This window comes from Rhodococcus sp. H29-C3 (assembly GCF_030063405.1).
GTDB lineage: Bacteria > Actinomycetota > Actinomycetes > Mycobacteriales > Mycobacteriaceae > Rhodococcoides.
In genome coordinates, this window is the sequence record NZ_JASITC010000004.1 from 592893 (window position 1) to 609477 (window position 16585).

Sequence of the window (16585 nt, forward strand, 5' to 3'; positions counted from 1 at the left end):
AACGTATGGTTGATGCAACGAATGACGGTGAGCGGTCAGCTCCGCTGAAAATCGCAGTCGCGGGGGCAAGCGGATACGCAGGCGGCGAGATTCTGCGATTGTTGCTCGGCCACCCAGGCGTGCGATCAGGGGCGCTCGTCATCGGATCGTTGACCGCCGGAGGTAATGCTGGCGCGGAGCTGGGTGACTTCCATCCCCATCTACTGCCACTCGCGGATCGCGTTCTGTCGGAAACGACCATCGACGAACTTGCCGGACATGACGTCGTATTTCTGGGGCTTCCGCACGGCAAGTCCGCAGAAATCGCCAATCAGCTTCCCGACACCGTCGTCATCATCGATTGCGGTGCCGACTTTCGTCTTACCGACCCATCCGCATGGGAGAAGTACTACAAGACTCCGCACGCGGGAACGTGGCCTTACGGTTTGCCCGAATTACCGGGTGCACGGGAGAAGCTCGTCGGTGCCACGCGCATCGCTGTGCCGGGTTGCTATCCGACGGTGTCTAGTCTTGCGCTCGCTCCGGCCGTCGCTGCCGGCATTATCGAACCGCGCGTCAATGTTGTTGCCGTTACCGGAACTTCGGGGGGCGGACGAGCTCCGAAGGCGGACCTGCTCGGGTCCGAAGTTATGGGCTCTGTGCGGGCTTACGCAGTCGCAGGTGCCCATCGGCACACTCCGGAGATCATTCAAAACCTCTCTGCGCTGTCCCCGGTCCCGGTTTCGGTGTCGTTCACTCCTATCCTCGCTCCCATGCCCCGCGGAATTCTCGCCACCTGCACGGCCGTCACGACGGCGACGCAGGACCAGGCGATCGAGATATACGAAAAAGCTTATGCAGCTGAACCGTTCGTGCACGTACTCGGTGGTGGCAGGTTGCCGCAGACAGGTGCTGTGATCGGGTCCAATGCAGTGCAGCTCAGTGTGTCTGTCGATGTCGATGCCGGTTTGCTCGTCGTCATCGGTGCGATCGACAATTTGGCCAAAGGCACCGCAGGCGGCGCAGTGCAATCGATGAACCTTGCCCTTGGAATACCCGAGACCGACGGTCTCTCAACAGTGGGAGTTGCGCCGTGACCAGTCTTGCTGATGCACATGCCTTGCCGGGCAAGCTCGTTCGGACGCAGGGAGTGACGGCTTCGGCCGGTTTTCGCGGCGCTGGAATCGCTGCAGGCATCAAGGTCAGTGGTAGGACCGACCTTGCATTGGTTTTCAACGAGGGCCCGGATCTGACCGCGGCAGGCGTCTTCACCCGCAACAAGGTCAAAGCTGCACCCGTGCTGTGGTCGCAACAGGTGCTGAGTACCGGAAAGCTACGTGCGGTCATCTTGAACTCGGGTGGTGCCAACGCCTGCACGGGTGCACCCGGATTTCAGGATGCGCATCGCACTGCGGAGGAAGTTGCCGGCGCGCTCAGTAATTGGGGGACTGAGACCGGGGCTGTCGAGGTCGCAGTCTGTTCGACCGGGTTGATCGGTGACAGGTTGCCGATGGACAAACTGATACCCGGTGTCACTGAGGTGGTCCATGAGCTCGCCGGTGGGATTTCCGGCGGTACCGATGCGGCACATGCCATCATGACGACCGATACCGTACCCAAGCAAGCTGCGGTTCATCATGTCGACAAGTGGAATGTCGGTGGAATGGCAAAGGGCGCAGGGATGCTCGCACCCTCACTCGCGACGATGCTGTGCGTCGTCACGACCGATGCCGTTGCCACCGCAGACCAGCTCGACACCGCGCTGCGTAGCGCCACACGGTTGTCCTTCGATCGGCTCGATGTCGACGGCGCGACGTCCACGAATGACACCGTGTTGCTTCTGTCCTCGGGCGCGAGCGGGGTGGCGCCGTCCCAGGAAGATCTCGACGCCGCAGTACTTGCCGTCTGTGATGATCTGGCAGATCAGCTGATGGCCGACGCAGAAGGCGTCACCAAGCGAATTCTTGTGAAGGTGTCCGGTGCGGTATCGGAGGACGATGCACTGATCGGTGCCCGAACCGTCGCGCGTGACAGCCTCGTGAAGACAGCGCTGTTCGGTTCGGACCCGAATTGGGGCCGGGTGCTGGCCGCGATCGGTATCGCACCGATCGAGCTCGATCCCGACCGACTCTGCGTCTCGTTCAACGGACATCCGGTGTGCATCGATGGTGTCGGAGCTCCCGACGCTCGCGAGGTGGATCTGTCGGGAGAAGATATCGAGTTGACCATCGATCTGGGTGTGGGCGACGCGTCGGTGGTCATCCGCACGACCGATCTTTCACATGCCTACGTCGAAGAGAACTCGGCGTACTCCTCGTGACAGGGTCGGGTTTGTCGGCTACGCAGAAGGCGCACACGCTTGCGGGTGCGCTGCCGTGGCTGCAGAAGTTTCACGACAAGATCATCGTGGTCAAGTACGGCGGGAACGCCATGATCGACGACGATCTCAAGCGTGCGTTCGCTGAGGACATGGTTTTTCTGCGGACCATCGGCATCCATCCGGTCGTCGTGCACGGCGGCGGACCACAGATAACTGCGATGCTGTCGCGCTTGGGCATGACCGGGGAATTCCGTGGAGGATTCCGCGTCACCACCCCTGAGGTCATGGATGTCGTGCGGATGGTGCTGTTCGGCCAGGTCGGTCGTGAGCTCGTCGGTCTGATCAACAGTCACGGCCCCTACGCCGTGGGCATCTCCGGGGAAGATGCACATCTTTTCACCGCGTCGAAGCGCACCGTCATGGTCGACGGCATCGAAACCGACATCGGCCTCGTCGGCGACGTCACCTCGGTCAACCCGGACGCCGTGCTCGATCTCATTGCCACGGGCCGGATTCCCGTGGTCTCCACCATCGCACCCGATGCCGACGGCGTCGTACACAACATCAATGCAGATACTGCTGCGGCAGCGCTCGCGGAAGCCATCGGGGCCGAGAAATTGGTTGTCCTCACCGATGTCGAAGGGCTGTACACCGATTGGCCCGATCGTTCGTCTTTGACGTCGAAGATCGATGTCGACGCATTGTCAGCGCTTTTGCCGTCCCTCGACGCTGGCATGGTGCCCAAGATGGAAGCCTGCCTACGTGCAGTCCTGGGTGGTGTTCCGTCGGCACACGTCATCGACGGAAGAGTGCCGCACTCGGTTCTCGTCGAACTCTTCACGGGTGAAGGAATCGGCACGATGGTCCATCCCGCCCAACAAGCAGATAAGGAAAACCAGCTATGACCGACCATGTCGCAACCGTCGATCTCCAGGCGCGGTGGTCGAACTCGCTGATGAACAATTACGGCGTGCCGCGTGTCGCTCTGGTTCGCGGTCAGGGCGCTGTTGTCACCGACGCCGACGGCAAGGAATACCTCGACCTGCTGGCTGGGATAGCTGTCAACATCCTCGGTCACGGGCATCCCGCCGTCATCGAAGCGGTCACCACGCAGTTGTCGACCCTGGGGCACACGTCGAATCTGTATGCGAGCGAACCCGGAATCGCCCTGGCCGAACAGTTGCTCGCCAACCTCGGTGCGGAAACGTCGGGTCGAGTGTTCTTGTGCAACTCGGGCACCGAGGCCAACGAGGCTGCCTTCAAGATTGCCCGGTTGACGGGTCGTCCGAACATCATTGCGGCAGAGAAATCGTTCCACGGGCGCACGATGGGTGCCTTGGCGTTGACAGGTCAGCCGGACAAGCGTGCACCGTTCGAACCGATGCCTGCAGGCGTTCGGCACGTGCCGTACGGCGATGTCGCGGCGCTCGAGGCCGCTGTCGATTCCGATACTGCAGCGGTGTTCCTCGAACCGATCATGGGTGAGGGAGGCGTTGTCGTTCCCCCCGAGGGGTATCTCGTCGCCGCTCGCGAGATCACGGCCCGTCACGGCGCCCTGTTGGTTCTGGACGAGGTACAGACCGGCATCGGCCGCACCGGGTGGTTCTACGCGCATCAGGCCGTGGGAATTGTGCCGGACGTCATCACCCTCGCCAAGGGCCTCGGTGGCGGATTACCGATCGGTGCCTGCATCGGTATCGGTGAGGCGGCCACCTTGCTGCACCCGGGAAAGCACGGCACGACGTTCGGCGGCAATCCCGTGTGTGCGGCCGCTGCCCTCGCTGTCCTGCGCACGATCGCACAGGACGATCTGATCTCGCATGCAGATCGGATGGGGAAGCTGCTCATTCATTCGATCGAGGAATTGAATCACCCTCTCGTGGACCGAGTCCGCGGTGCAGGCCTGCTGCTCGGCGTAGTGCTGACCCAGCCCATCGCGCCCGCCGTCGAGTCGGCCGCACGTGAAGCCGGATTCCTGATCAACGCGGCGCAGCCCGATGTGTTGCGTCTCGCTCCACCACTCGTACTGACCGAGGACCAAGCTGCATCGTTCGTCGCAGCGTTTCCCGCACTTCTCGATTCAGCACAGGAAACGGAATAATTATGGCAATGATCAACTTCCTGCGGGACGACGACCTGACTCCGCAGCAGCAGGGCGAGGTTCTCGCCATCGCCGCCGAACTCAAGCGCGCTCCGTTCTCGAAGCGACCACTCGAGGGACCCCAGGGCGTCGGAGTCATCTTCGAGAAGAATTCCACTCGAACTCGTTTTTCCTTCGAGATCGGGATTGCACAGCTCGGCGGTCATGCTGTCGTCGTCGATGGCCGCGATACTCAGCTGGGGCGTGAAGAGACTCTGCAGGACACCGGCCGGGTGCTCTCGCGCTACGTCGAGGCGGTCGTGTGGCGCACGTTCGGGCAGAAGCGACTCGAACAGATGGCGTCGGGTGCCACCGTTCCGATCATCAATGCGTTGTCCGACGAATTCCATCCGTGCCAGGTGCTCGCCGATCTGCAGACTCTCGCCGAGCAGAAGGGCTCGTTGACGGGCCTGGAACTCGCGTACTTCGGTGACGGAGCGAACAACATGGCGCATTCGCTTCTGCTCGGCGGCGTCACCGCAGGAATCAATGTGACGATTGCTGCGCCGAAGGAGTTCGCACCGCGGGATTACGTGCTCGAGGCTGCTAGGGCGCGCGCTGCGCAGACGGGGGCCACGATCACTATCACCGACGACCCTCAGGCCGCAGCGACAGGCGCAGACGCTCTGGTTACCGATACGTGGACGTCGATGGGCCAGGAGAACGACGGACTGGATCGCGTCGCACCGTTCCGGCCGTACCGGATCGATACCGAGTTGTTGGCGCTCGCCAAGCCGGACGCCGTCGTGCTGCATTGTTTGCCCGCACATCGCGGGGAGGAGATCACCGACGAAGTTCTCGACGGACCTCGCAGTGTCGTATGGGACGAGGCCGAGAACCGGTTGCATGCACAGAAGGCACTGTTGGTCTGGCTGCTAGAGCAGGCGCGACGGCCGTGAGCGAGCAGGTGTCGTCGATGCCACCGACGCAGTCGATGCCGTTGACGGCGTCCACGCGGGCGGGCAGGCAGGCACGCATCGTGTCCTTGCTGTCGACACACCAGGTGCGGAGTCAGCCGGAGCTTGCATCGTTACTGGTCGCCGAAGGTATCGATGTCACCCAGGCGACACTCTCGCGTGATCTCGACGAGCTCGGAGCCGTCAAACTGCGTGCGGCTGACGGTGGTGCCGGAGTCTACGTGGTACCCGAGGACGGAAGTCCTGTTCGAGGAGTATCCGGCGGAACGGACCGACTTACTCGCATGCTCGGCGAGCTGCTCGTATCGACGGACTGGAGTGGGAATCAAGCTGTTCTCCGAACTCCGCCGGGCGCTGCGCACTACCTCGCCAGCGCGCTCGACCGGGCCTCGTTGAGGGAGATTGTGGGAACTATTGCGGGGGATGACACCATTTTGGTGATCGCCCGCGAACCACTCACCGGACAAGAGATCGCGGACAAGCTGGAAAGATTGGCCAGACGCGCGGATTAGCAGTCCCGCCGACGGCAAAACCGAGAATTACCCACAGCTACAAAGGAGCGCATACATCATGGCCGAACGCGTCATTCTCGCCTACTCGGGCGGATTGGACACCTCCGTCGCCATCAGCTGGATCGGCAAGGAGACCGGTAAAGAGGTCGTCGCCGTCGCTATCGATCTGGGCCAGGGCGGTGAGGACATGGAGGTCGTGCGCCAGCGCGCTCTCGATTGTGGTGCTGTCGAGGCCGTCGTCGTCGACGCTCGGGATGAGTTCGCCGATGAGTACTGCTTGCCGACGATTCAGAACAATGCGCTGTACATGGATCGCTACCCGCTCGTGTCTGCGATCAGCCGTCCGCTGATCGTCAAGCATCTCGTGGAGGCTGCTCGTTCGCACGGTGGAACAGTCGTCGCACACGGTTGCACCGGTAAGGGCAACGATCAGGTCCGCTTCGAGGTCGGATTCAACACACTCGCACCCGAGCTCGACGTCCTCGCTCCCGTTCGCGATTACGCCTGGACGCGGGAGAAGGCGATTGCGTTCGCCGAAGAGAACAAGATTCCGATCAACGTCAGCAAGAAGTCTCCCTTCTCCATCGACCAGAACGTGTGGGGCCGTGCAGTGGAGACCGGCTTCCTCGAAGATCTGTGGAACGCCCCGACGAAGGACGTCTACGACTACACCCAGGATCCAACTGCCAACTGGACAGCTCCGGACGAGCTCATCATCGGCTTCGACAAGGGCCGCCCGGTCAGCATCGACGGCCGTCCGGTGTCGGTTCTCGAAGCGATCCAGGAACTGAACACGCGAGCGGGTGCACAGGGCGTCGGCCGTCTCGACGTTGTCGAGGACCGTCTCGTGGGCATCAAGAGCCGCGAGATCTACGAGGCACCCGGCGCGATGGTTCTGATCCGTGCGCACGAGGAACTCGAGCACGTCACTCTCGAGCGTGAGCTCGGACGCTACAAGCGGCATACCGATCAGAAGTGGGCTGAGCTGGTGTACGACGGTCTGTGGTATTCCCCCCTCAAGGGTGCGCTCGATACGTTCAACGAGCACACCCAAGAGCACGTGTCCGGCGAAATCCGCCTTGCGCTGCATGCGGGTTCCATCAGCGTCAACGGACGCCGCAGCGACAAGTCGCTGTACGACTTCAATCTCGCGACGTACGACGAGGGCGACACTTTCGATCAGTCGTCCGCCAAGGGTTTCGTCCAGCTTCATGGGTTGTCGTCGAAGATCGCCCACAAGCGGGATCTGGGATTGTGAGTTCGTCCGGCGCTCATGGCACCAACGAGGGGTCATTGTGGGGCGGACGCTTTGCGTCCGGCCCCGCAGCGGCCATGGCGGCACTGAGCAAGTCCACCCATTTCGATTGGGTCCTTGCGCCCTACGACATTCGGGCGTCGATGGCACATGCCCGCGTCCTCAACGGCGCAGGTTTGTTGACGGCTCAGGATCTCGAGACGATGCTCGCCGGCTTGCAGGGTTTGGCCGATGATGTCGAATCCGGCGCATTTGTAGCAGCGGAGTCCGACGAGGACGTCCACGGTGCACTGGAACGGGGTCTGATCGATCGGGTGGGAGCCGAGGTAGGCGGACGTCTTCGGGCAGGCCGCTCACGCAACGACCAAGTCGCGACTCTGTTCCGTATGTGGCTACGTGACGCTGTTCGTCGGGTATCGACGGGCGTACTCGATGTAGTGGATTCCCTTGCACAGCAGGCTGCGTCGCATTCGAGCGCGGTCATGCCTGGGAAGACGCATTCGCAGGCGGCGCAGCCGGTACTTCTTGCACATCATCTCCTTGCCCACACTCATCCGTTGTTGCGAGATGTTCAGCGGTTCGTGGACTTCGACGTCAGGGCCGCTGTGTCGCCCTACGGGTCGGGGGCGTTGGCTGGTTCCTCACTCGGGTTGAGCCCGGAGAAGATTGCTGCGGAGTTGGGGTTCGATTCCTCGGCGGAGAACTCGATCGATGCAACTTCTTCACGTGATTTCGCGGCTGAGGCGGCGTTCGTCCTGGCGATGACGGCTGTCGACCTCTCGCGTCTGGCTGAGGAGATCATTTCGTGGAGTACGCCGGAGTACGGTTACGTGACGCTGGCCGACGCGTGGTCCACCGGAAGTTCGATCATGCCGCAGAAGAAGAATCCCGACGTCGCGGAGCTGACGCGTGGTAAATCGGGTCGGCTGATCGGAAATCTCACGGGATTGTTGGCAACTCTGAAGGCTCAGCCTCTGGCGTACAACAGGGACTTGCAGGAGGACAAGGAGCCGGTTTTCGACTCCGTTGCCCAGTTGGAGTTGTTGCTTCCAGCTCTTGCCGGTTTGGTGCTGACCCTCGAGTTTCATGTCGATCGTCTGGCAGAACTGGCGCCGGCAGGCTTCACGTTGGCCACCGATATCGCCGAGTGGCTGGTTCGTCAGGGCATTCCGTTCCGGGTGGCGCACGAAGCTGCAGGTGCTTGTGTCAAGGCAGCCGAGGCACGCGGCGTGGGCTTGGCCGAACTCACCGATGAGGAGTTGTCCTCTATCGACCCGGCTCTGACGCCGGAGGTGCGCACCGTTCTGACCGTCGAGGGATCCATCTCTTCTCGTGATTCACGGGGTGGGACTGCTGCGGTTCAGGTCGTCAAGCAGTTGAACGGAGTTCGTTCGACGGCGGAGCGTCTTCGGAATTGGGTCGATTCGGGCATCCGAACGCACTGAGACGCAAAACAGTCATGTTCGCCTGATTTCGGACGGGCGTATGGCAAGCTTGCGAAAACGTGGCAAGTGGGCGGTCGGAGTCCATATCCCGAAATGCAGGGGATCGAACCGGGAGTTGTAGTTGTGGGACTGAATGGAGACGCGGTTCGCGGACCGTTGCGGCGTGCGATCGCAACTGCACAGAACGGACTGGAAGTCATCCGGTTGGGCGGGCTCGAAACCGAGGTCGATTCATCTCCCTTCAAGATCGTCGATCGAGAACCGATGTACAAGTTGCGTCGCTACTTCCCGGACGCCCTTGGTGCCGATTCCAGGCCTCCGGTCGTTCTCGTTCCGCCTATGATGGTGTCGGCGGACGTATACGACGTGACCACCGAACATGGCGCCGCCGGGATTTTGCACAGGATGGGCCTCGATCCGTGGGTCCTCGATTTCGGTTCGCCCGACACCGAGGAGGGCGGATGGAGTCGTACCCTCGCCGATCATGTCGTAGCCATCAGCGAGGTCATCGACAAGGTTCACGAGCACACCGGACGTGACGTCCACCTGGCCGGTTATTCCCAGGGTGGGATGTTCTGTTACCAAGCGGCTGCATATCGCGGCGGACGAAACCTGGCCAGCATCATCACGTTCGGCGCTCCGGTCGACACGCTGGCAGCGCTGCCGCTCGGTATTCCAGCCGGAGTAGCGACGCGAGGCGCCGAGTTCCTTGCCGACCACGTATTCACGCGGCTGGCAGTGTCCGGGTGGATGGCCCGTACTGGATTTCAACTTCTCGATCCAGCCAAGACCGTGCGATCTCGGCTCGATTTTCTACGACAACTTCACGACCGCGAGGCGTTGCTCCCGCGCGAACCACAGCGTCGCTTCCTTGCTCTCGACGGCTGGGTCGCGTGGTCGGGTCCCGCTGTTGCGGAGCTTTTGAAGCAATTCGTGGTGCACAACAGAATGATGACCGGCGGGTTCGTCATCAAGGATCGCCTGCTCACGTTGTCGAATTTGACGGTTCCGGTTCTCGCGTTCATCGGCGAGGTCGACGACATCGGGCAGCCACTGGCCGTGCGCGGCATCAGGCGGGCGGCGCCGCGCGCAGAAGTGTACGAAAGTACGCTTCGCGCAGGGCATTTCGGGCTCGTAGTCGGCAGTTTGGCCGCATCGCAGACGTGGCCGACAACGGGGGAGTGGGTTCGTTGGCGTGAAGGTCTTGGAGACAAGCCCGAAGCGGCGCACGAGATGATGTACGACGAGCACCAGGACACCGAGAGTGGTGTATCGGTGAGCAACCGGATCATCCACACTGCAGCCTCGATTGCCGAGGTGGGAGTAGGAGTCGGCCGTGGACTTGCTTCGGCTGCCGCCGGCGCGGTGCGTGGCACTCGCGAGATCTCCACCGAGGCAGTCCGAACTCTGCCGAGGCTGGCGCGACTCGGTCAGATGCAACCCCACACTCTCGTGTCTTTGGGGCGACTCATCGCGGAACAGGGACGAAAGTCGCCCAACGGTGAGTGCTTCCTGTTCGACGACCGTGTCCACACCTACCGAGCCGTCAATGCTCGAATCGACAACGTGGTCAGAGGTTTGGTCGCGTCGGGCGTCCGGCCGTCCGCTCGCATCGGGGTGCTGATGGACACCCGCCCCAGCGCGTTGGCGGCGATCGCAGCGTTGTCGCGAATCGGCGCTGTCGCAGTACTTTTCCCGCCTGGTGGAGATCTCGAGAGCGCGTTGCGGGCGATCGATGTCGACACCGTCATCGCTGATCCCGAGAACATGAAAGCCGCTACCTCGGTAGCTGTCAACGTGCTCGTTCTAGGTGGTGGAGACGCTCGAACTCTCGATATTCCCTTGGGCTCCGATGTCATCGATCTCGAACTGGTCGACCCGAACTCGGTGCGGTTGCCCGCGTGGTACTCGCCAGATCCTGGCCGTGCCAGGGAGCTTGCAGTGGTGCTGTTCACCCCGACCGAACGAGGGTTGGAGCCGCGCTTCATTACCAACCATCGTTGGGCGTTGTCCGCGTTCGGCACCGCAACAGCAGCGGCTTTGGGTAGTGGCGACACTGTGTATTGCCTTGCCCCTCTTCACCATTCCGCCGGATTGTTGGTCAGCGTGGGCGGCGCGCTTGCCGGCGGTTCGCGCATAGCGCTCTCGCGTGGTCTCGAACCGACCAGATTCGCCGAAGAAGTATCTCGGTACGGGGTCACCGTCATCAGCTACACCTGGGCGATGATGCAGGCGATCCTAGACGACGAGTTATCGGCTCTGGACCTCAGTCATCCGGTTCGACTCTTCATCGGGTCTGGAATGCCCGTCGGTCTTTGGAAGCGGACGCTGGAGCGGTTCGCGCCTGCACGCGTACTCGAGTTCTATGCCTCCACCGAGAACGACGTGATCCTCGCCAACGTCGGCGGTTCGAAAATCGGCTCCAAGGGCCGACCGCTTCCGGGGAGTGCCAGGGTGGCACTTGCCGCCTACGATCCGATCAACGGCCGGCTCGAAGAGGACGAAGACGGTTTCGTTCGCATGTGCCGAGACGATGAGGTCGGCCTTCTACTCGGACGTCCGGGAAGCGACGGCGAGGTTACCAGTCCGCTGATGCGCGATGTCTTCCAGCCAGGAGACTCGTGGATCCCGACGGAGAATCTATTTCGACGCGATTCCGACGGGGACTTCTGGCTCATCGATCGCAAGGACACCGTCGTGAAGACTCGACGCGGACCGGTCTTCACTCAGCCGATCATCGACGCGTTCGGTGACGTCGAGGACGTCGTGTCGGTTGTCGTGTACGGCGTCGATCCGATCGGTTCGAGCCGAGAACATCACCGTTCGGATCGACGTGCCGACGAGATTGCAGTATGCGGGGTGTCCGTGCGGGGGGACAACTCGCTGCCGGTCAAAACCGTAAGCGATGTGATGGCAGTGTTACTGCCGGCTCATCGCCCCGACATCGTCCACATCGTCGACGAGATTTCGCTTTCTCGTGCGTTCCGGCCAAAGATGACCGAACTGCAGAAGGCCGGGGTTCCGGTTCCGGGTGTCAGGTCCTGGTACTACGACACCGACTCGGGGTCTTACCGACGGTTGACCAAAGCGGTTGTCGCCGAACAGTTCACGAAGAGCTGACAGACCCTCGTCAGGCAGTCGAGGCTGCGATGGATCGGTCATCGGATAAGTTGATCGCACGGACTTCGCTCCGGCCAGGTAGGACAAACACCGAGAGAAGGACTTCAGTGGCTATCGATCAGACGCTCCTCAGCATTCTTGCGTGCCCCGTGGACAAGGGGCCGTTGCTACTTGTCGATGACGAACTGCTGTACAACCCCCGGCTGCAGCGCGCTTACCCGATCGAGAATGGGATTCCGGTGTTGCTGGTAGATGAGGCGCGTGACGTGGATCAGGCCGAGCACGAGTCCATTGTGGCGCGGGCACAGTCCTAGTCGCTACTTTTCGGGCATGGGCCCGGTGAGGTACTGCTGCAGAATCGGGGCTACCCAGTCGACAACCCGAGCGACGGGCATCGACGCCAGTGGTTCGAGCGCGAGTATGTGCCGGGTGAGCAGCAGCCCAGCCATCTGTGACGCGACGAGGTTCACGCGTTCGAGCGCCGAGCCGTTGGGGCTGTCGACTCTTTTCGCAACGTCGCGGAGTGCGACCTGCAGTAGAAATGTACCGATCAACGTCGTATCGCCGGATGCGATCATGGATCGGAACGCTGCGATGACGGCTTCACCGTCTTCTGAGTCCCACACTCCCAGAATTGCCGTTGCCAGGGCACGACCAAGGTTGTCGTTATCGGCAGCTGCGACAGGTTCCAGAACTTCGGCTGGGTCTGCGGGGAGTGCGATGGCTGCAACGAACAGGCCTCGTTTGGTGCCGAAGTAATGATGGACGAGTGCAGAGTCGACGCCGGCATCGGCAGCGACGCTGCGGATGGAGGTCGTATCGAAACCGGACCGCGCAAACCGGGTACGAGCGGACGCAAGGATCGCCTCTCGGGTTTTCGATTGCCCTGGCCTTCGCCCTGATTTGCTCCCGACACCGTTCGATTCGGTCACGGGGTTCTCCGTCGCAGCGTTGCCGCTCCAGCACAGAGAGCGAGCACGGTGAATCCGACGACTACCGCGATGTCGGCTCCCATTCGCCCAGTGACGCCGGTGTGCAGCGAGACTTCTTGCAGAGCATCGACGGCGTAGGTGAGTGGCAGAAAGTTACTGATGATGTGCAGCCAGTCCGGCATCTGATCCCGCGGGACGAGCAAGCCGCAGAGAAAGAACTGCGGAAGCACCACCAATGGCATGAACTGAACTGCCTGGAACTCGGTTTTTGCGAAGGCGCTGCACAGTAGACCGATCGACACTCCCAACATCGCGACGAGCACAGCACTGACGAGAACCCACACGACTGGTCCGGTCGTCGTCAGTCCGAGTGCCCCGAAAGCTACCGCGCAGGCGAGCAGGGCCTGACCGAGTGCGGCTACGGAGAATGCCGACCCGTAACTGGCCAGCAACTCCAACTTCGACATCGGAGTCGTCAGTAGTCGTTCGAGGGTTCCTGAAGTTCGTTCGCGTTGCATTGCGATGGAGGTGATCAGGAACATCACCACGAAAGGGAGGATTCCGAGCATCGCGATTGCTATGCGATCGAACAACGACTGCTGGCCGGCCGGTGTCGGAACATTGGCGTAGAGGAAATAGAGCAACACCATCAGTAGGGATGGGACCAGCAAGATCATCGCGACGGTTCGACGATCGGCCCGCAGTTGCCGCAGGATCCGCCCGGTACCCGCGGCGTAGATGCGCGTGCTCACGACGCCGCCTCGATCGGTGCCGTGGAGAGGATCAACGAGAGGAATGCTTGTTCGAGGCTGGATTCGCCCGTCCGGGATCGCAGTTCGGCTGGACTGAGCTGAGCCAGCACTTTTCCGTCGCGCATCAAGATCAGTCGACTGCAGTGATCGGCCTCTTCCATGGCGTGACTGGACACCAGAATTGTGGTGCCGGATGCGGCGAGGTCGGCAAATCGTTTCCACAACTCGGCACGGAGTACAGGATCCAGTCCGACGGTCGGTTCGTCGAGGACGATGAATTCGGGCTCGGCGACCAGTGCACTTGCCAGCGACACCCGACCCAGCTGACCGCCGGACAATTCACCCGCCGGCGACGATGCGTGGTCGGTCAGCCCGACGGACTCGATGGCAGAGTCCGCAGAGGCGACTGTGCGCCCGAACAGTGCGGCAAAGTATGCGACGTTCTCGCGGACAGTCAGATCCCCGTAGACACTGGGGGCTTGCGCGACGTAGCCGACTGTGGCGCGTAGGCATTTGGACCCGGCAGGCAAGCCGAGCACGGCAACCGTTCCGCTCTGGACTATCTGAGTACCGACGATGGCCCGCATCAACGTTGACTTTCCGCATCCGGAGGGTCCGAGAAGCCCCGTGATGGTGCCGCGTGGGATGGACAAGTTCACATCATCGAGAGCCACTCTTTTTCGGCGTCGAACGGTGAGGTTCGTTATCTCGACGGCATTCACCGAGTCGACAGACATAACAGTGCCTCCTGGATCTCATCATTCGATGATTTCATCGCATGATGAATTTATAACCCCGGCGATGGTCAGCGGTCAAGGGACGGCATCATGGGACGCGTGGACCTGGCAGAACTCGAATACGGTGATCCCCCGGATATGGCACGACGGATACTCGGTGGCACTTTGACCGCCGGCGGCGTCGTGGTTCGAATCGTCGAAGTAGAGGCATACGGCGGACCGATCGACGGTCCGTGGCCGGACCCGGCCGCGCACTCGTACCGCGGGCAGACGAACCGCAACGCGGTGATGTTCGGACCCGCGGGTCGCCTGTACGTCTACCTCAGCTACGGAATGCATCTCTGCATGAACGTCAGCTGTGGTCCCGATGGGACGCCCGCCGCCGTGCTTCTTCGGGCAGGTGAGGTTGTTGACGGCCACGACATCGTGGCTGCCCGGCGCCCAGCAGCAAGATCGGCTGCTTCCTTGGCGAAGGGGCCGGGAAATCTCGGCAGCGCACTCGGAATCGGTCTCGCGGACAACGGAACAGCGCTGTTCGACGCAGATTCGCCGATAACTCTGGCAATGCCCCTGTTTGCTGCGCACTCCGATGAGATCGCATCCGGCCCGCGCGTAGGAGTCAGTGTTGCGGCAGAAAGGGAATGGCGATTCTGGATTCGAGGGTGTTCGTCGGTATCGAGCTACCGGCGCAGTCCGAAGGCTCGACTCGTGGGTGAGCCGGAGGCCTGACGATGGCGTCGTAACGCACATGCGGGAGAATCGAACGCGTGAGTGAGAACATTATCGACGAATTGACCTGGCGAGGGCTCATCGCGCAGTCCACCGATGTGGACGAGCTGAAGAAGGCGACCGAGGCGGGTCCGATCACTCTGTATGCGGGCTTCGATCCGACCGGCCCCAGCCTGCATGCCGGTCACCTGGTTCCCTTGCTCGCGCTGAAACGATTTCAGCGAGCAGGACACCGCCCCATCGTCATGGCAGGCGGCGCGACCGGCCTCATCGGCGACCCCAGGGATGTGGGGGAGCGGACCATGAACTCCTCCGATACCGTCCGCGACTGGTCCGATCGCATCCGTGGTCAGCTCGAGCGTTTCGTCGAATTCGACGAAACCGCGACCGGCGCAATTGTGGAGAACAACCTGAACTGGACCGGCGAGCTGTCGGCGATCGATTTCTTGCGGGACATCGGCAAGCATTTCTCCATCAACGTGATGCTGGCACGGGACACGGTGAAGAAGCGGCTCGACGGTGACGGTATGTCCTACACCGAGTTCAGTTACATGCTTCTGCAAGCGAACGACTACGTGCAGTTGAGGCGCACGTATGGGTGCTCGCTCCAGATCGGCGGGTCCGATCAGTGGGGGAACATCGTTGCAGGGGTGGAACTGAACAGGCGCCAGGACGCAGAGTCCGTGCATGGGATGACGGTCCCGTTGGTCACGTCTGCAGATGGAAAAAAGTTCGGCAAGTCCACCGGTGGGGGAAGCCTGTGGCTCGACCCGGAGATGACCAGCCCGTACGCCTGGTACCAGTACTTCGTGAACACCGGCGACGCCGACGTGGTGAAGTACCTCCGCTGGTTCACCTTCCTGGATCGAGCCGAGCTCGATGAGCTGGACATCGCAACCAAAGAGCGACCCCATGCCCGCGAGGCGCAGCGTCGCCTTGCGGCCGAGATGACGACGCTGGTTCACGGTGAAGCGAACACTCGTGCGGTGGAGCTTGCCAGCCAGGCGTTGTTCGGCCGCGCGGAACTGGGAGAGCTCGACGAGACAACTCTCGCCGCGGCACTGCGCGAGGCGTCGATTGCACAGGTTCACGAGGGGGATCCCAAGACGATTATCGATCTCCTTGTAGCCACCGGGCTCTCGGACAGTAAGGGCGCGGCGCGACGGGCCGTAAAGGAAGGCGGCGCTTCAGTGAACAACCAGAAGGTCGTCACCGAGGACTGGACGCCGAGTAGCAGCGACCTTCTTCATGGGCGATGGCTGGTGGTACGCCGTGGGAAGCGAAACTTTGCCGGGGTACAGATCACCGGAACGTTGTAATCGGTGTTGTGGTGGCCGGAGTCACATGCGTGTGATTCGCACGGAAGAGCTAGCAGCAAGAGCTCGGACCTTCTGCCACCACGGAGTTTGGCCGACGGACTTCCAGTGACCTGGGGATTTGACGCGTTGTTCTCCTGCGCGTAACTTTATCCAAGTCAGAGCGAGCCGGACACCGACCTGGTCTTCACGGACCGGACACGAGGTTGTACGGGGTTTGCACTGAAAATCCTGATTCGGCAAGATGGTGTTGTCGTGTGAGGGTGGTTTGATGTGACGGGGTTATTGACTCGGTCGCTTGGATTAGCTAGGCTGGAACGGTTGCCCCAGGCGCTGCGAGGACATGGTTTTCGTGGGTGTGTGGTGTGTGCGTGTTCTTTGAGAACTCAACAGTGTGTCGATGAATGTCAGTGCCGAATTTTGTATTTGGT

At 61.6% G+C, this 16585-nt stretch carries 15 protein-coding genes; 12 read left to right on the forward strand and 3 right to left on the reverse strand.

Annotated elements, in window-relative coordinates:
* Positions 1-5 precede the first annotated feature (5 nt).
* The 10 genes from argC to QMK32_RS12970 all read left to right on the forward strand — a co-directional run bounded on the left by argC (position 6) and on the right by QMK32_RS12970 (position 12002).
* Positions 6-1076, forward strand: coding sequence for an N-acetyl-gamma-glutamyl-phosphate reductase (gene argC / locus QMK32_RS12925; protein WP_283475310.1), 1071 nt, complete (start codon positions 6-8; stop codon positions 1074-1076).
* Positions 1073-2299 (forward strand): bifunctional glutamate N-acetyltransferase/amino-acid acetyltransferase ArgJ, encoded by a 1227-nt coding sequence (argJ, locus tag QMK32_RS12930; protein WP_283475311.1) that lies wholly within the window; start codon positions 1073-1075, stop codon positions 2297-2299. Before argC ends, argJ begins: the two co-directional genes overlap by 4 nt.
* Positions 2296-3204: an acetylglutamate kinase gene (gene argB, locus QMK32_RS12935; protein WP_283475312.1), complete on the forward strand. Its 909-nt coding sequence runs from the start codon at positions 2296-2298 to the stop codon at positions 3202-3204. The genes argJ and argB overlap by 4 nt, the downstream gene beginning before the upstream one ends.
* On the forward strand, positions 3201-4400 hold the full coding sequence (locus tag QMK32_RS12940) for an acetylornithine transaminase (RefSeq protein WP_283475313.1): 1200 nt from the start codon (positions 3201-3203) through the stop codon (positions 4398-4400). Before argB ends, QMK32_RS12940 begins: the two co-directional genes overlap by 4 nt.
* 2 nt (positions 4401-4402) lie before the next feature.
* Positions 4403-5338, forward strand: a complete 936-nt coding sequence (gene argF / locus QMK32_RS12945) for an ornithine carbamoyltransferase (RefSeq protein ID WP_283475314.1) — start codon at positions 4403-4405, stop codon at positions 5336-5338.
* A gap of 35 nt (positions 5339-5373) precedes the next feature.
* Positions 5374-5868, forward strand: a complete 495-nt coding sequence (locus QMK32_RS12950; protein ID WP_502943592.1) for an arginine repressor — start codon at positions 5374-5376, stop codon at positions 5866-5868.
* A 58-nt stretch (positions 5869-5926) separates the two neighbouring features.
* On the forward strand, positions 5927-7126 hold the full coding sequence (locus QMK32_RS12955) for an argininosuccinate synthase (RefSeq protein ID WP_283475315.1): 1200 nt from the start codon (positions 5927-5929) through the stop codon (positions 7124-7126).
* Positions 7123-8568, forward strand: a complete 1446-nt coding sequence (gene argH, locus QMK32_RS12960; RefSeq protein WP_283475316.1) for an argininosuccinate lyase — start codon at positions 7123-7125, stop codon at positions 8566-8568. Before QMK32_RS12955 ends, argH begins: the two co-directional genes overlap by 4 nt.
* A 93-nt stretch (positions 8569-8661) precedes the next feature.
* A complete protein-coding gene (locus QMK32_RS12965; protein WP_283475317.1) occupies positions 8662-11688 on the forward strand; it encodes an AMP-binding protein in 3027 nt (1008 codons plus the stop codon).
* A gap of 107 nt (positions 11689-11795) precedes the next feature.
* Positions 11796-12002, forward strand: a complete 207-nt coding sequence (locus tag QMK32_RS12970) for a Trm112 family protein (RefSeq protein ID WP_269303798.1) — start codon at positions 11796-11798, stop codon at positions 12000-12002.
* A gap of 3 nt (positions 12003-12005) precedes the next feature.
* Here QMK32_RS12970 and QMK32_RS12975 read toward each other — a convergent pair whose 3' ends face one another.
* From QMK32_RS12975 to QMK32_RS12985, 3 genes are read right to left on the reverse strand one after another with little or no spacing between them, the layout of a single operon-like run.
* Positions 12006-12620, reverse strand: a complete 615-nt coding sequence (locus tag QMK32_RS12975) for a TetR/AcrR family transcriptional regulator (protein ID WP_283475318.1) — start codon at positions 12618-12620, stop codon at positions 12006-12008.
* On the reverse strand, positions 12617-13372 hold the full coding sequence (locus QMK32_RS12980) for an ABC transporter permease (RefSeq protein ID WP_283475319.1): 756 nt from the start codon (positions 13370-13372) through the stop codon (positions 12617-12619). The genes QMK32_RS12975 and QMK32_RS12980 overlap by 4 nt, the downstream gene beginning before the upstream one ends.
* Positions 13369-14109 carry an ABC transporter ATP-binding protein gene (locus tag QMK32_RS12985; protein WP_283475320.1) on the reverse strand — a complete coding sequence of 247 codons (741 nt, stop codon included), beginning with the start codon at positions 14107-14109 and terminating at the stop codon, positions 13369-13371. The genes QMK32_RS12980 and QMK32_RS12985 overlap by 4 nt, the downstream gene beginning before the upstream one ends.
* Positions 14110-14199: 90 nt before the next feature.
* Between QMK32_RS12985 and QMK32_RS12990 the strand changes: the two genes are divergently transcribed.
* Both QMK32_RS12990 and tyrS read left to right on the forward strand, forming a co-directional pair.
* Positions 14200-14838 (forward strand): DNA-3-methyladenine glycosylase, encoded by a 639-nt coding sequence (locus QMK32_RS12990; RefSeq protein WP_283475321.1) that lies wholly within the window; start codon positions 14200-14202, stop codon positions 14836-14838.
* A gap of 38 nt (positions 14839-14876) precedes the next feature.
* Positions 14877-16157: a tyrosine--tRNA ligase gene (gene tyrS / locus QMK32_RS12995; protein WP_283475322.1), complete on the forward strand. Its 1281-nt coding sequence runs from the start codon at positions 14877-14879 to the stop codon at positions 16155-16157.
* Positions 16158-16585 lie beyond the last annotated feature (428 nt).

What these genes read in the sequence shown, in the direction of transcription:
- QMK32_RS12955 (WP_283475315.1), top strand. Translation starts at nt 5,927, where the DNA reads ATGGCCGAACGCGTCATTCTCGCCTACTCGGGCGGATTGGACACCTCC.
- QMK32_RS12940 (WP_283475313.1), top strand. Translation starts at nt 3,201, where the DNA reads ATGACCGACCATGTCGCAACCGTCGATCTCCAGGCGCGGTGGTCGAAC.
- QMK32_RS12950 (WP_502943592.1), top strand. Translation starts at nt 5,374, where the DNA reads ATGCCGTTGACGGCGTCCACGCGGGCGGGCAGGCAGGCACGCATCGTG.
- QMK32_RS12990 (WP_283475321.1), top strand. Translation starts at nt 14,200, where the DNA reads ATGGGACGCGTGGACCTGGCAGAACTCGAATACGGTGATCCCCCGGAT.
- argF (WP_283475314.1), top strand. Translation starts at nt 4,403, where the DNA reads ATGGCAATGATCAACTTCCTGCGGGACGACGACCTGACTCCGCAGCAG.
- QMK32_RS12985 (WP_283475320.1), bottom strand. Translation starts at nt 14,109, where the DNA reads ATGTCTGTCGACTCGGTGAATGCCGTCGAGATAACGAACCTCACCGTT.
- argC (WP_283475310.1), top strand. Translation starts at nt 6, where the DNA reads ATGGTTGATGCAACGAATGACGGTGAGCGGTCAGCTCCGCTGAAAATC.
- QMK32_RS12965 (WP_283475317.1), top strand. Translation starts at nt 8,662, where the DNA reads ATGCAGGGGATCGAACCGGGAGTTGTAGTTGTGGGACTGAATGGAGAC.